This window comes from Paenibacillus qinlingensis (assembly GCF_031455095.1).
In the GTDB taxonomy this organism is placed as follows: domain Bacteria; phylum Bacillota; class Bacilli; order Paenibacillales; family NBRC-103111; genus Paenibacillus_E; species Paenibacillus_E qinlingensis_A.
Map to the genome: position 1 here is coordinate 107,327 of NZ_JAVDSB010000013.1, position 14,475 is coordinate 121,801.

Annotated in this window: 14 protein-coding genes; 7 read left to right on the top strand and 7 right to left on the bottom strand. The window is 36.5% G+C overall.

What is annotated here, in order from left to right; genetic code table 11:
• The first annotated feature begins 10 nt into the window (after nucleotides 1–10).
• Nucleotides 11–1,315, top strand: a complete 1,305-nt coding sequence (locus J2736_RS25545; protein WP_310501417.1) for a TIGR02679 domain-containing protein — start codon at nucleotides 11–13, stop codon at nucleotides 1,313–1,315.
• A 144-nt stretch (nucleotides 1,316–1,459) separates the two neighbouring features.
• Here J2736_RS25545 and J2736_RS25550 read toward each other — a convergent pair whose 3' ends face one another.
• The 6 genes from J2736_RS25550 to J2736_RS25575 all read right to left on the bottom strand — a co-directional run bounded on the left by J2736_RS25550 (nucleotide 1,460) and on the right by J2736_RS25575 (nucleotide 7,872).
• Nucleotides 1,460–3,271, bottom strand: coding sequence for an AAA family ATPase (locus J2736_RS25550; protein ID WP_310501418.1), 1,812 nt, complete (start codon nucleotides 3,269–3,271; stop codon nucleotides 1,460–1,462).
• Between the two features lie 85 nt (nucleotides 3,272–3,356).
• A complete protein-coding gene (locus tag J2736_RS25555) occupies nucleotides 3,357–4,283 on the bottom strand; it encodes an STM4504/CBY_0614 family protein (protein ID WP_310501419.1) in 927 nt (308 codons plus the stop codon).
• Nucleotides 4,284–4,625: 342 nt separating this feature from the next.
• Complete coding sequence (locus J2736_RS25560) at nucleotides 4,626–6,200, bottom strand: recombinase family protein (RefSeq protein WP_310501420.1); 1,575 nt, start codon at nucleotides 6,198–6,200, stop codon at nucleotides 4,626–4,628.
• Nucleotides 6,197–6,490, bottom strand: coding sequence for a hypothetical protein (locus J2736_RS25565; protein ID WP_310501421.1), 294 nt, complete (start codon nucleotides 6,488–6,490; stop codon nucleotides 6,197–6,199). Before J2736_RS25565 ends, J2736_RS25560 begins: the two co-directional genes overlap by 4 nt.
• 69 nt (nucleotides 6,491–6,559) lie before the next feature.
• A complete protein-coding gene (locus J2736_RS25570) occupies nucleotides 6,560–7,681 on the bottom strand; it encodes a recombinase family protein (RefSeq protein WP_310501422.1) in 1,122 nt (373 codons plus the stop codon).
• Nucleotides 7,678–7,872, bottom strand: coding sequence for a hypothetical protein (locus J2736_RS25575; protein WP_310501423.1), 195 nt, complete (start codon nucleotides 7,870–7,872; stop codon nucleotides 7,678–7,680). The genes J2736_RS25570 and J2736_RS25575 overlap by 4 nt, the downstream gene beginning before the upstream one ends.
• A gap of 207 nt (nucleotides 7,873–8,079) precedes the next feature.
• Here J2736_RS25575 and recJ point away from each other — a divergent pair, with 207 nt between their 5' ends.
• From recJ to J2736_RS25600, 5 genes are all read left to right on the top strand, one after another.
• Nucleotides 8,080–9,747 (top strand): single-stranded-DNA-specific exonuclease RecJ, encoded by a 1,668-nt coding sequence (recJ, locus tag J2736_RS25580; protein ID WP_310501424.1) that lies wholly within the window; start codon nucleotides 8,080–8,082, stop codon nucleotides 9,745–9,747.
• A 102-nt stretch (nucleotides 9,748–9,849) separates the two neighbouring features.
• The gene (locus J2736_RS25585) at nucleotides 9,850–10,188 is read left to right on the top strand and encodes an ArsR/SmtB family transcription factor (RefSeq protein WP_310501425.1); all 339 of its coding nucleotides are present in this window, start codon (nucleotides 9,850–9,852) and stop codon (nucleotides 10,186–10,188) included.
• A 211-nt stretch (nucleotides 10,189–10,399) separates the two neighbouring features.
• Nucleotides 10,400–10,768: a hypothetical protein gene (locus J2736_RS25590; protein ID WP_310501426.1), complete on the top strand. Its 369-nt coding sequence runs from the start codon at nucleotides 10,400–10,402 to the stop codon at nucleotides 10,766–10,768.
• Nucleotides 10,769–12,040: a DNA polymerase IV gene (locus J2736_RS25595; protein WP_310501427.1), complete on the top strand. Its 1,272-nt coding sequence runs from the start codon at nucleotides 10,769–10,771 to the stop codon at nucleotides 12,038–12,040.
• Nucleotides 12,037–12,402, top strand: a complete 366-nt coding sequence (locus J2736_RS25600; RefSeq protein ID WP_310501428.1) for a YolD-like family protein — start codon at nucleotides 12,037–12,039, stop codon at nucleotides 12,400–12,402. Before J2736_RS25595 ends, J2736_RS25600 begins: the two co-directional genes overlap by 4 nt.
• Nucleotides 12,403–12,654: 252 nt before the next feature.
• On the opposite strand, the gene J2736_RS25605 is transcribed toward J2736_RS25600, so the two are convergent.
• Complete coding sequence (locus tag J2736_RS25605) at nucleotides 12,655–12,921, bottom strand: hypothetical protein (protein ID WP_310501429.1); 267 nt, start codon at nucleotides 12,919–12,921, stop codon at nucleotides 12,655–12,657.
• A 259-nt stretch (nucleotides 12,922–13,180) separates the two neighbouring features.
• On the opposite strand from J2736_RS25605, the gene J2736_RS25610 reads away from it, so the two are divergent.
• Nucleotides 13,181–14,176: a hypothetical protein gene (locus J2736_RS25610; RefSeq protein WP_310501430.1), complete on the top strand. Its 996-nt coding sequence runs from the start codon at nucleotides 13,181–13,183 to the stop codon at nucleotides 14,174–14,176.
• Nucleotides 14,177–14,475 lie beyond the last annotated feature (299 nt).

Sequence of the window (14,475 nt, forward strand, 5' to 3'; positions counted from 1 at the left end):
GGAACACGTTATGAGCATTGCCAACGAGGCTGCGAAATACTTTAGAGAAAAGAAGGGCTTCGACCGTCTTTTTATTGAGTTTGAAAGACGGTACAAAGGCTTAGAACGCATAGGAGGCAACGCCATCCTGGAACCTGTTACCGATGAAGAGTTCAATACCATCCGAGGTGTAATCGGAGATAAATTAAAAAGAAAAGGAGACAGGTTGTCCGTCCCTCTGCTTCTTTTTGAAGAAAAGCTCCAAAGTACAAAATTTGCCGGCATTACGCTCTTAACGCTTTTGGAGACTTATTTCGGTAGAAAAATTGTAACGAATAAAGAAAAACAACTCACCTTTGAACAGGAGAAGGAATGTTTCTTAACTGAAATCCATCAGGCTCATCCCGGCTCAAATGCTGATTTTATTTTAGAAAAAATAAGGGAGAAGTCACCAGGCACTCTTCAAGTTCATGCGTTGTACCAACAAGATAAAAAGGCACTTAGATCCGTTTTAAGCGCCACTCTTAAAGCTGTAAACAAACTCCCGTTACAACAGCCCAAAAGGCTTGCACTCTTTGCTTCGGATGTGACAAACAATCCGCACTATTTTGATATCAAAACGGAAGCTGGTCGGTTGCTAATTTCATTTTTGCAGCTTCTGCTCGAAATTGAAGGTAGAATTTATAAAACTAACGTCAATGCAGAGGAAATCACTGATATATTAAGTAGTCACGGCATATGGCGTGATGATGTGCTCAATTTTGTGTCCTGTTACGGCATTCGTGGGTACAAAGATAACGGAGAAACGTTCAAAGTGCTTGATGGCGCAATTGAGGAAAACTCGATTTGCAATCTGCTCTTACGTGACATGTTTCGAATTAAGAGAATAGAGACTTACAGGCAAAAAGTATTCGTTGTTGAAAATTCATCGCTTTATTCAAGTCTTATCGAGGAATTCCAAGACAAACCATTCATGCCAAGCATCGTTTGTACGCATGGTCAAATGAAACTGTCTGCACTAATGTTGCTCGACAAAATAGCAGAAAGCGGTAATGTCATTTATTATTCCGGCGACCACGACCCACAAGGTCTATCTATTGCGGAGAGCCTTGCGAAGCGTTTGAAATCAAAAGTAAAATTCTGGCGATTTGAAACGGAAAGTTATCTGCTGAGTTTATCGGATGAGTTGTTTGATTCCGAAACAATGCTGACCAACATTAAAGAGCCACAGCTTCAATCACTTATTCAAGTAATGCTTGAACATCGGAAATCCGCTTTTCAAGAAAAGTTAATTGAACATTATTACGATGACATACTTCGAGAATTAACAACTTGAATTTTTTTGGCAATTTAGATAACCGGACACGATAGCACAACGACAACAGGCTGCCGACAAAATTGGCAGCCTGTTCAACTTTTGAGTAGGATAGTTTAACAAATATTCAAGTTAGTGCTCATTTGCAATGTGTTTTGAAAAGCATTATTTATCTTGAATGATTTCCTTGACTAGACTGTAAATTTCCAAAAATGGTTCAAAATCAATCTCTGAAAAATAAGTATCGTCATTATAAATGCAATCTGAAAAGTCACTCTTTGTAAGCGCTACATTTGAGTGCTTGTTATCAAAAACCTTATCGTCAATGATAGAAATTTTCGTACCTCGAATTTTTGAATCAGTACAATTCAAGTCCAATTCATTGTGCCTTGAGCTCAGTGGGTTAAACTCATTACTTAAAAACAACCTTCTGTCATTTTTATCAACTTTGTATAAATCATAATTGTGATAATACAACTCGATACAAACTTGAGGTGTATCAGTCCTATGTGCAGGGACTGGAATAACTAATGAATATACATTATTCCCCCAATTTTTATAGCTTTTACCAATGTTACACATGTCTCTAATTATTTGATCCTCATCCCTGTCAAATATAAAGATAATTTTGTTATTTTGCGGGACTTTTGAATATTGAATACACATTTTCTTTAGCTCGTCTGATCCCATTTTTATTTCATCGCCATATTCAAGAAAATTGATGTTCAATTCTTCAAGATGATTAGATTCAACTAATTTGGAAAATGCTTTGCTTAAATGCTTCCAATCCGTTTTACCCTCAGTTATTATTAATGGTTTCGTCCGCTCAAAGGAGATGTCTAGTTTGAATGCTTGTTGGATCTCCTCTTCTGACGACCAGCCGATAAATGTTGGAGTATCCGGTATTAATAAAACATCGTCTTGATTTCTTTGAAGCACAATTACCTTATCATTTAATCTATTTTTGTTATGAATAATAAAGGGTGAATGTGTAGTAATAAAAATTTGAGACGTTTGTTCACCAATTTCGTTTATAAATAAATTCCTGTAAAATTCCATAATTCTTTTTTGCCAAGAGGGATGCAAACTTATCTCTGGCTCATCGATCAATATTAGTGCACCATCTGTACTTTTTTTATCCTTTAATAAAAAGCTGCCTCTAAATACGATTTGCTTTTCACCAGAACTCAGATCTTCGATAGCAATTTCATTGCCGTTTTCTTCAAATAATACCTTTTTAACACCATCCACATTTCTAATACATTTGTATTTTTTGTTCTTAAACATTGAATGAAAAGCTTCTTCAAATCTTTGCATTCTTAATGTGGATTTTTCAATTGTGACGGTATTTCCGATGTTTTCACGGTACCAATTTCCATGGTCTGCATCATCAAGGGCTTGGACGTCAATTAATAATTGTTTAATATCGTTTGCAAGGTTATTGTTTGACCTAAAACTTGAATTTACCATTTCATCTATGTTCTTTGAAGTAACGTAGCTTATATTCCCAGGGTTATAGTTAATATCCACATCAGAGAAAATCGATTTGAATATTGTCTTCGCTTGCATATCATTAAAAACCACATGCGAAGGTATTTTCTCAATCTGATCTTCAAAATTCAAATGTAATTGGAGATATTCCCACTCATTAATAATTGAAAAATCGAACGATAATACCATTTCGGTAATTTTTTTATGAATTGGACAGTAATTAGCAATATGACTAATACTTTTTATGATCGATTGTTCCGACTCGTTTAACTCAATTGTTATTACTCTTTTTTCAGAACGTGATACAGGATTTATACCTTGATTAATTGTGAAATCGAACAAAATATTTAACAGTGTACTTTTCCCACAACCATTTTCTCCAGCAATAATTACCGTATCAGCAACTTTCCCATTCTCATGGCAAAAGTTGAGAAAAATAGTGCCTAATATTTTATTGTTTTCTATCTGAATTGATTTAATTTTCACGAGTTCTTATCCCCAAATTCATAAGTTTTGTTTCGTACAGAGAGATAGTTCCTAATAGAATTTTGCATGAATCCAAATACAGGAATTATTTAGGCTTCATAAGCTTGTAAGATTCAATTAGGAATAAAATGTTTGTCGCGGCCAAATGGAGAGCGTAAGCAACCAGATGCGGAGGGAGATCAATCGCTTTATCACCTTGGCCGTGGCCGCTGTTTTTGTTTCGAACAGTAGGAAGTCCGCTTTCCAATGTGTCTCGTAAGGAACTAAACTGTGTTTGAAGACTCATGGGTATAAGTTCGTTCTTTAGAAGCGTGTTTATTAAGGGTTTGGCCGTCGCATTGTCTGCAACTTCCCACTTCATTCGCTTGCAAATTGTCTTCATAACGCTCTCAAATGCTTTTAGTGCATCAGTAATGGCTTCTTTATTTCTTCCTTTTCGAAAATGTTCGTGAGCTGAAAGAAATTCCTCTGAAGCCCCTTGAAATTCTTCCTCAAATAATGCTTTAAGAGCAGGTTCGACTGCTTCTCTATAAATAAAATCGGAATCGACTCTAACAATCTGTTCACCAATGTATTGGTAGCCGAGTCCGTGTTCTCGAAATCGTTGGTTTAATTCAAATATTGCATCATCAGGTTTCTGACTTATTCCTGCATTTTGACATACGTAGTGATTCCATCTACGAATAGATAAGTCAATGTACTTAAAACTAAGTTCAACGATATCTAGGACTCTTTCAGTTGAAGTTTCTTGAATATAAATTTGACATTTCTTAAATGGGTCATTACCATTTGCAGTTAATTCTAACAAACCATATTCTTTGGATAGCTGTTTGTGGATGAAGTTCCACACTTCATTTGATGGGCTGGCATCGTAATAATTTAAAGAAAACGCTCCGATTGCGTCATTCCAGATATGAATGATTTGAATTCGGAATTCTTGAGGAATCACATCATAGGTGAAAATGCTTTTTGAAGGTTTCCTATTCCTTTTTGAGAACAAATCAAGCAACATAAAGTATCACCCCAGTATATATGTTCGTATAATTAATTATAGCAGACAAGCAGCAATAGGATAAGTAATTGTGTGTTAATATTTACACAAATACCCAATTACCTAGATTACCTGATAAGTTGTTTTATTTTGTACCCTAATTACCGAGACAAGCTTTTCAACTGTTTTTTATTCTAGGACAATTCTGCAAATCCTCAGTGTACAAGCCTTTTTGAGGATTTCGTCTAGGTCAGAGGGTAAGGAAAGGGATCCCTTTCCTTACCCTCTGACCTAGATTTTTTTATTGATTATCCCAATTACCTAGAAGTCAGTACATAAAAATGCAAAGAAAAAGACGGCTTATCATAGATAGCCGCCTAGCGTTACAGGTCCGAAATTGTCTAAATCAACCCGTGCTTGGATTGTATAATTTAAATTATGATCAATCTCAATTCGTTCAAAGATATAAAGCGCTAGCCTTCGAAGGCGGGGGTCGTCTTCTCCATCGTATTCGAAAGATATTGATTTTTTAAATGTATCCTTCATTAGATTAAAATCGGATTCAACATTCTCGATAAAACGGGCCTTGCGCTCCTTTTCATCAATCTGCTGTTTAACCTGGGTAATTTTCTCTTTCAGTTGAATCCGGAACCTAAGAAAGCTGTTTTTTAATTCCTGTGGTTTTCTTTCATCAGAAACTAAGGATTGAAATTCAACTTCAGCTCGATGTATTTGCAGAATATATTTTTCAACTTGCAGCTCCAGAGACTCAATTTGCTTTTTTAACTTTAAAATATTCTGCTGAAGTTTTTCTAGAATTTCCAAATGGAGATCCTTAGCTGACGTAGATTTATACTTTAAAAATATGGCTGTTAATTCTTCTTCGATAAATTTCATGTGAACTTCGCTTTTGATTAACCTTAGGCTGCATGATTCACTTTCGCAATAGTAAATGGAGCTGCCGTGGTGTTTGTTGTTGTGATATTTGTAAGTTTGATTTTTGCATTTAAGCGCTTTATGACATTTCATGCAATATAGGATATCGCGTAGAAAGAACGAGGTCTTAAATTTTTTTGGTGACACATTACCTCCTTTTTTTGATCGATACAATTCATAACAATTTTCCCATTCTTCTAGTTGAATAAAGGGCTCGATTCTGTCACAAAGCCCCATAATCCACTGTTCTTTATCTGTAACTTGCCTGTGATAATCCTGACGATAACGTTTTGCAGTTAAATAACCAACATAAAATGGGTTTGTGATTATCATTTTTACATCATTCTTTTTCCAGTTACGTCCATGGAAACTTTTTTCAGGTAACGAAACTGCTATAGAATGGAGTCCCTCTCCTTCGCTATATTTTTGGAAAATCTCTTTAACAATCATTCTTTGATCTTCAATTACCATGAATTTATATTGATCTTGCGAAAATTCGTATCCGTAAGGAAGCTTGCCCCCTCGATAGACACCTTGTTTAATGAACTTATAATGGTTATCTTCAGTTCGCTGCCTAATAGCATCAGCTTCATATTTACTGTATCCATCTTTCAGAAGCTGACCAAGAAGATCACCAGAATTGTATAAGTCCCGGGTGGAACTCAGGACTACTGGGATTTTTTTGGCATTCATAAAGCCTCTGATTTTTTGGTGCTCCATTGCATTTCTTGCAAGGCGAGTATGATCATAAATCACAACAAAATCAACCTTATTTGCCTCGATGTAAGCTAATAAATCGACAAGTCCGGGGCGTTTTGCCATATTCTTCTTCGCCGCGGAAATATTTTCATCTTTGAATTGCTTGATAATTTCACAATTAAATTCTTGGACTAAGCTCGTAGCAACATAAATTTGTGTCTCAATCGTTTGTTCATCGGTTGAGTGGCGACCGTAGAAGACACCTTTTTTTCCTGGTAATAATACATCATGAATCGAATTCATTTCTTTACCTCGTTAGAATCTAAATACGGATGTTTCATTTTAATATCCATCCCTTCTTTTGTTATACTCGCGCTTATGATGATGTCGTTTAATAGCAGTAGTCGCTCATGAGGCTCTAAATTTTTTAAAATAGCCTCAAATTTTGTTTTATCTTTAAATGTTTTTATTTTGTTGGGAAGCTCCTTGAGCTTTTCAGTCTGAATGAGTAGTTGTTCTTTTTTTTCACGAATATCTTTATGATGATGCTCCAATAATACAAGTTTATTCTCTAGTTCGGCTCTTTCCTTCACATTTCCAATTCCTAATAATCGCTTTACCCCTGTAATAATTCGACTGGTTAATCGATCAATCGTTTGATCCTATAACTTAATTTCATTTTTTATTGAATCTGTTTGTTTGGCGAAATAGCGTTTAAAAAGTTCTTCGCCATCTTTTGTAAGAATTGTAGGGAAGTAGTCACAGCAAACATTAAAAATATCTGAATCGGTTTCATCACTGAGTAATTTGATCTTATGTTCTTTACATTCATACACGCCTACCCAGACATCTACTCGTTGGCGCATTAATGTTTTAAGCGGCTTTTTACACACGCCACAAATAATAATCCCATCAAATAAAAAAGATCCCTTTGGTCTTTTAGTTCTTAAATTGCCTTCTCTCATCTTTTGTAATATATCTTGAGCTTGGAGCCAATCTTCAACATTAATAATTACATAATCTTTGTCGGTGTAATGTTCTAGCTTTCCGTTGAAATTCATTTGCCTCATTCCCATATACATGGGGTTTGAAACGAGATCTTCAATAGCTTTGGCATGCCAATGGGGGTTAAATTTTTTTGATTCTTTTAATTGCAATTTTAAAATATTGTTATTTTTTAAAAACAAACTTAATTTATGTAGTGATGTGTATTTCTCACTTAGAAGTTCCGAAAAAATAAGTTCAATATCCTTTTTTGCAAAAGAAGAAGCTTCAATTTTCCCTGTTTTTTTATTGACTACGTAACCGTAAGGTAAATTGCCTTTATGTTTTCCTTTTTGAAAGGTAGCGGATCTTGCTTCACTAATACGACGCTTAATCTGCTCCCCTTCATGCTGACCTAATCCTGCCATGATGAGTTCGTAGAATTCTCCCATCTCATCGTAACGCATGGGGGCTTCATGTGAGGCTGTGAAATGAACTTGGACATTATATTTTCTTAGCACAGAGTAAATGTCCATGTACTCGACAACATCGCGAGCTAATCGGTCTCGTTTATAGAGAATGAGCGTGTTTACTTCTCCTTTTTTTATTCCTTCAATAACTTTTGATAAATTACGCTTGATGAGCGGAACCAGACTGGCAGAGACGAATTCATCCTGAACTTCATTATCAATAAGAATCATATTATTGGAACAGTATTGCATGGCATAAAATTGCTGTGTCCCCACAGAATCTTCTTGTAATTCTGATGAACTACGGTAATAAGCCACGGTTAAGGTCAAACAGGTTCACCCTCAATAAAAGAATTTAAATCATTTATATGTTCGTCCGCCTTTAGTATTGCTGATTTATCAATGATTCGGTCCGTAAGAATTTCCACATAAAGTGCGAACCATTTTTGAGCAGCATCAGGATCATGTACAAATGTCAACGAACGGAGTTTTAATTTTTTTCCTTCTAAAGCCTTCTTCAAAACAATCCTCCTTAACTTCCCTTTCTTCTCGCGTGGAAATTTCCATATTTTTCAATATTCTAACTATAGACACTAAATGCAATAATTATTCAAACATATAATTGATTGATTATATGTTTGAATGAAACGGACTTAATATGGATAAAATCACCATTATAAGTGCCATTGCGTTTTGAGTTCACATTGCAAAGAAATGGAGTAAGGATAATGAATTGGAAGCATCTTGATTTGCCTATTGATGTTCATCCTCAAAAGGCAAAAATACTGTATTACAGTCGTAAGTACAATTTGCACCCGCTGGTGATGCTAAATTTGTTTTGCAATGGATATGATGACACATCAAAAATTGAAGCCTTTCTGTTTCCGACAATGGATCAACTACACAGTCCATTTTTATTTAAGGATATGAAGAAAGCCTTAAAACGAATTGTAAAAGCAATCGTAAACAAAGAATTGATCATGATATTCGGTGATTATGACGTAGATGGGATAACTTCAACAGCAATTATGTACAAGGCATTAAAAAGACTTGGAGCAGAAGTTCAAGCTCGGCTACCGTTGCGTGAAGAGGGCTATGGGTTAACGTCCAGAAGTGTTCAAAATTTCCCATACAATACTTCCCTGATCATAACAGTTGATAATGGGTCAAATGCTCATGACGCATTAATTACAGCTGCGCAAAAAGGAATAGATGTTATTGTTACTGATCATCACGAGATATTAGATGGAGAACCACAGTGTTTCGCGTTCCTAAATCCAAAAGGGGAAGAAGAAACATATCCGTTTAAGGACTTGTGTGGTGCTGGAGTTGCATTGAAAGTAGTACAAGCACTATTCATGATCTTGAAAGATAAAAACCCTTTGAATAATGAAATTATGGAATACATCGAATATGCTGCGCTTGGCACAATCGCAGATATGGTTTCATTAACAGATGAAAATAGAGCAATTTGCTTTAAAGGTCTGCAAAAAATGAACGTAGCTCCGTGTAAAGTCCTTAAGTGCTTTTTTTCCGTTTTGAAAATTAAAGATGTAAGTAGTACCACAATTGGTTTTCAAATCGCACCAATATTGAATTCGTGCGGACGCATTGATGACCCCAATAAAGCATTAGAGGTCTTTATCTCGGAACAACCAAAGCATGAAGACTTTAAAAATATGGTGAATACAGATTTACTAAGAAAAGAGATGCAAAAAACTCAATACTCATCTCTTAAAGAGACAATCCTCCAAAATAACTTGAATCATGGGAGGATAATAGCGGTTCATGGACAGTTTCATAAAGGGATTGCAGGGATTCTTGCTGCAAGGGTGACAGAAGAATTTAAGAAACCTGCTATTGTTATTGCAACAGATGGAACAGGTTCAGCTCGAAGCGTTCATGGGACAAATTTCTCCATGATTAATACGCTTACCCGCTGTTCAAGGTATTTGAAGAGATTTGGTGGACATACTGCCGCTGCTGGATTAACGATTTCAACTGAATCTGCACATCTGAAGGCGTTTTTTTTAGCATTACAAGCTTCTGCCGAACTCGAGGAAGACGTTGAACCTGTTATTCGATATCTTGCAGAATATCCAATTGAGGCGTGGGATAAGTGTATTATTGATGATTTCATCGCGTTAGAGCCTTACGGACAGGGCAACCCAAAACCCTTTTTCCTAGCATCAATTAAAAAAGTATATCAACTCGAGACTTTTGGAAAAGCTTCTGAACATTTAAAGTTTACGATGGATAAAAAGCAGATTATTGGATTTGGTAAGGCTAATTTACTCGAAGAGGTTGCATCAGGTCACGCAGAAGGTTTATACACATTTGGAGGAAGAACACTCCAATTCAATTTACATGAAATACGAACAGCGGCACCCTTTTAACTAGGTTGGCCGCTTTTTATGTTGTGTTTGGATTTCGAGTATTTGGTAATACTGATATTCAAATGGATATTTGAATATTCGCCGTGCGGAGGGGGATTTTGTTTGAGTATTATTGCACCCAAAGCGTCATCAAACGAAAAATTAGAAAAAGTTCGAGAAACAATTCAGGATCACAACTTATTACAAATAGTAAGAATGTTTAAAGTTTTGGCAGATCAAACAAGAATGAAAGTGTTACATGCCCTTTGTTTAGAGAGAGAGTTGTGTGTTAGTGATATTGCCATTGTTGTTGAATGTTCAGTCGCATCAGCCTCCCATCATCTACGCCAACTGAGCAGGTTAGACTTCACTACGGGTAGGAATGTAGGTAAAACAGTTATGTATTCGATAAAAAATAATCGATTGAAACTAATCATTATGCTCGCTTTGGAATCTTCTTAATAATAGAACAACCACAAAATCAACATGTCAGCCCATATTGATGAAACACTTAATGCACCTCCTGGTACATTAGGTGTTTTTCATTTGTCCTTATTTACACCCTCGGTCCAAATATGGGGATATAAATTTAAAAAATTCGCTTGCATAACGAATACGTGTTCGGTATATAATAAAAAACACGAATACACGTTCGTATGTTGGTGGTGGAAAAATGAGTGTTTTATCAAGAGTTGAGAATGATGAGGATATTCAAATTATCAAAGAATACACGTTATTGCCTATATTGCTTGATATGTTAACCAGGGACATGGAGGAGTTGAAGATTTATAAGGATAAGATTGTCTTTAATCATGTTCTTTTTTATTTGAAAGAGGTCGAAAGCGATATTTACCCCCAAATACAAAGCCTTAAGAATTGCATGAAGAAACGTGACATCCAAGTGTTAAATACAACAACAAATGCAATCGGAATCAACGTAGAATACAAAGTCCGAGGATACATCTATTATTTCACGATGCTTCGAAGTTTGGTTAAAGCAGAACTTATGACCACACTGATGAATATGCGGAGGCGCATGTAGATGATCAAAAAATGTGAAAGGACTATCTTCCTTTCTGACTGTCAGTCATTCTATGCAAGCGTTGAAAAGGCAACTCATCCTGGTCTTGATAATCTCCCAGTGGTTGTGGCTGGGGATCCAGCCAGAAGATCAGGAATTATTTTGGCGGCATGTCCAATCGCTAAAAGCTTTGGTATTACCACAGCCCAACGTCTTGGCGAGGCATTGCAACTATGCCCAAATGCTATTGTAATGCGACCGCATATGCAACGATATATTGATGTTTCGCTAGCAATTACAGGAATTTACGAGAAATATACGGATCTCGTAGAGGTATTTTCAATCGATGAGCAGTTCTTGGACGTGACAGGCTCGCTCAATCATTTTGGCTGCACGCCCGATGAACTGGCAGTAATGATACAACAAAAGGTCGCTGCCTCCATGAACGTTAGAATTCGAATTGGGATCGGACCAACGAAAATACTTGCAAAACAGGCAACAGATAATTTTGCAAAAAAGAATGCAAGTGGCATATTTACAATAGGTAAAGATGATGTCGAGCGATTCCTTTGGCCATTATCTATCGATAAGATGTATGGAGTTGGCTCACGAATGACGAGGCACTTTGTCGCACTAGGTTTGCCTACCATTGGGCATGTGGCTAAAACCCCACTCGCGACACTGAAGCAGAAGTTCCGAGCACGTTTTGGAAAGCAATCAGATATTCAAGCGGAAGTGATGTGGAGAACCGCAAATGGACTCGATGATAGTCCGGTTACGCCTGGCACGTTTGATACTCCGCCGAAATCGATTGGCCACGCGATGACGCTTCCTCGTGATTATTTGACGGTTGAAGAGGTTGACGTAGTACTGCTGGAGTTAACAGAAGAAGTATGCCGCGATGCTAGATCGAAGGGGTTTACAAGCGGGACAGTCCATGTTTTCTGTATGTGTTCGCCATATGACTCTCCAACTGGTTTCAGTCAACAACGTAAGATGGCAATGAATACAAATCATACGTTGAAAGTTTACGACTCGGTACGAGAAATATTTCGCCGTAATTGGAATGGACTTCCCGTTCGGAAGGTTGGCGTTACACTAGGAACTCTTGCAGGGGAAGAAATTACTCAACTTGATTTGTTCGAAGACGTGACGAAATTGCGTGAGCTTGATCGAGTTGTGGATGGCATCAAAGACCGTTTCGGCAATACAGCTATTATACGTGCTTCGAGTCTGATGAAAGCAGGATTAGCTACGGATAGGGCAGGAAAAATTGGGGGGCATTATAGATGAGCAAAAAACTAGAAATGAATGGTCTATGGGAATCAAGCCGGATGACGCTTCCTCAACATAAAGAGTCCGCAATCAGGTTCCAGAAAGAAAAACAATTTATTCAACGACAAGCTCTTGATGAACAAGAAATTCATTTTATTTCGGCAACACTTAGCCAATCCCAAATCTACAAAAAGACCGTCCGACTAACGATATATGACAAGAACCAGGTAAGAACTACGTCTGGCATTGTGACCCGCAGCAAACATGGCGAATTTCGGTTGGACATCATTGATCCGTTCAGTGGTGAAGAAAATTGGAATTGGATTAGATTTCAAGATGTAATGAAGGTTGAGTTTAGCAAAGAATGGTCAGAAGATTAGATGCTTAAGGAGTAGAACATTCTTTAAGTAATTCTCCTTAAGCCAATGACAACTACCTAAACAATTGAGAATTAACGAAAAAAAGGTTAATTATGTTAAAATATATTTAAATCCAGAAACACTGGTGAACAAGCCCTAGGGAAAGCATCCCTTGGGCTTGTTTTTGTGCAATGGAAAAACATCTGCTACATGGATTAAAGAAAAAGCTGCATCCGTAGATGCAGCTTTAACTGTGGGTCTTTACTTGTTATGCTAAGAATTCAGCCAGTCAATTAGGATTGTATCCTCATTACCTTCCTGATCAAGAAATAAATCGTCTTGCCCTTCGACAACAATCATGACAAAAAGATAGACATTATCCTCATCAGAATATTGTTTTGAAAAAGATTTTGCCTTATTAATCGCGTTCTTTTTCGCTACTAAAGGATTTCCTTGAACATGGAATACTTCGTATTCCACATCTTCTCCCGAACTGTACTTCTTAACATTTACCACGTAAGACCTTGCTTGATTAACCATTGGCTGTCCTCCTAAACAATTATGTGCGAAGCGCCGCCGGATAAGTTTTATAATAATTTCTATTTTTATGTATTGCAAGAATATTTTTCTGCATTCATCTATTCATTTTTCATAGCCAAAAATAAAGTTATAAACTGACAAGTGGCATTTATGAACGGACAGATTTAGCTATTACCGTAAAAATGGCATTATTTAGGTAGTGATTCTGTTATAATTATGAAAAGAAATGAAAATAAAATTATAAAAAAGAGGGATTTATGTGAGTTTTAACGCTCTGGTCTTAAGGGTTTTAATTGCGTCACCGTCAGATGTTAAAAGGCAAAGAAATGAAATTGAACATCAGATAAATTTATGGAATAAGCAATTTTCAGAAACAACGGGTGTAATCCTATTACCTAGTCGTTGGGAAGATGATGTGGTTCCTGAATATGATCAAAACGTAGCGGATCCACAAAAGCTAATAAATGAGCAGCTAATTAAGAAGTGTGACATTCTAGTTGGTGTCTTCTGGACAAAACTGGGTACTCCAACAACAACGCACGGCTCTGGTTCATTGGAGGAAATAAGTTTATTTGCGCAAGAAGGTAAAGAAATTCTTGTATATTTCGTGGATGACCCGATACCACAGGATTTAATTGATTATGATGAGCTTCCTAAGGTCAAGAAATATAAAAAAGAATTCGGGCTGAAGGGTATTTATGCACCTTACGATACCCAAAGTATAAATAATCATCTTTATAAAAAGGTTCTCAAATATAAAGAAAATTTAATATCGGGCAAATGCGACGATGACCCAAAAGAAGAACAAGAAACGGTACAAGTTCGTAATACCATTAAGATACCGATTTATCGTGAAGAGGCACCATATGAAAAATCACTTGAACAGTTTATTAACGAAAATGAGCTAACTGATATAGAGATGCTCTTGCTTCTCTATATAAAAGATAAAGGTGATAGAAAGCTGGGATATCGCTGGAAAAGTGAACAAACCATCGAACGAATCAAAGTATGGGAGTCAACAAACAACATGAAATCCGATTTATCATCGGATTACGATATAGCTGTTCAAAACTTAGCGGATCGAGGCATTCTTGAAGTTGATGAACTAACAGGTCCTGGGAACGTTAGGTCATATGCTTTGCCAATTGATAAATATAATGATCTTAGAAATCCTAAGGAAGCAATTAAAACGCAGTTTAAACGGGTAATGAAACGTTATAGTACATTCATATCTTATGCGAGTAAAAATGAATAAAATAGTTAAACATCTGAAGGGCTGCCAAGTTGGCAGCCCTTCAGTCCACTAACAGGCCGTTAAATAACTCTAAACAAGGTTCTTTAAGTGGCCCCCCACTGGAAGCCCATAGGAGATCAAAATCAGACATACATCGAATGCGTAAGTTCATTAATCGACAAATAATAATTAATCAAAAAAAGTTGATTATGTATTGCATCTTCACTTCAATTGGTATATATTGTTCTTACATCAAAATTAATTGATTAATGAATCGGGTGAGAACAATGAAAATCGTCATTCCATTAAGTGAGGTAACA

Coding starts and splice junctions, on each gene's coding strand:
- J2736_RS25595 (WP_310501427.1), top strand. CDS start 10,769: ATGATCAAAAAATGTGAAAGGACTATCTTCCTTTCTGACTGTCAGTCA.
- J2736_RS25590 (WP_310501426.1), top strand. CDS start 10,400: ATGAGTGTTTTATCAAGAGTTGAGAATGATGAGGATATTCAAATTATC.
- J2736_RS25560 (WP_310501420.1), bottom strand. CDS start 6,200: ATGAATTCGATTCATGATGTATTATTACCAGGAAAAAAAGGTGTCTTC.
- J2736_RS25605 (WP_310501429.1), bottom strand. CDS start 12,921: ATGGTTAATCAAGCAAGGTCTTACGTGGTAAATGTTAAGAAGTACAGT.
- J2736_RS25600 (WP_310501428.1), top strand. CDS start 12,037: ATGAGCAAAAAACTAGAAATGAATGGTCTATGGGAATCAAGCCGGATG.
- recJ (WP_310501424.1), top strand. CDS start 8,080: ATGAATTGGAAGCATCTTGATTTGCCTATTGATGTTCATCCTCAAAAG.
- J2736_RS25555 (WP_310501419.1), bottom strand. CDS start 4,283: ATGTTGCTTGATTTGTTCTCAAAAAGGAATAGGAAACCTTCAAAAAGC.
- J2736_RS25545 (WP_310501417.1), top strand. CDS start 11: ATGAGCATTGCCAACGAGGCTGCGAAATACTTTAGAGAAAAGAAGGGC.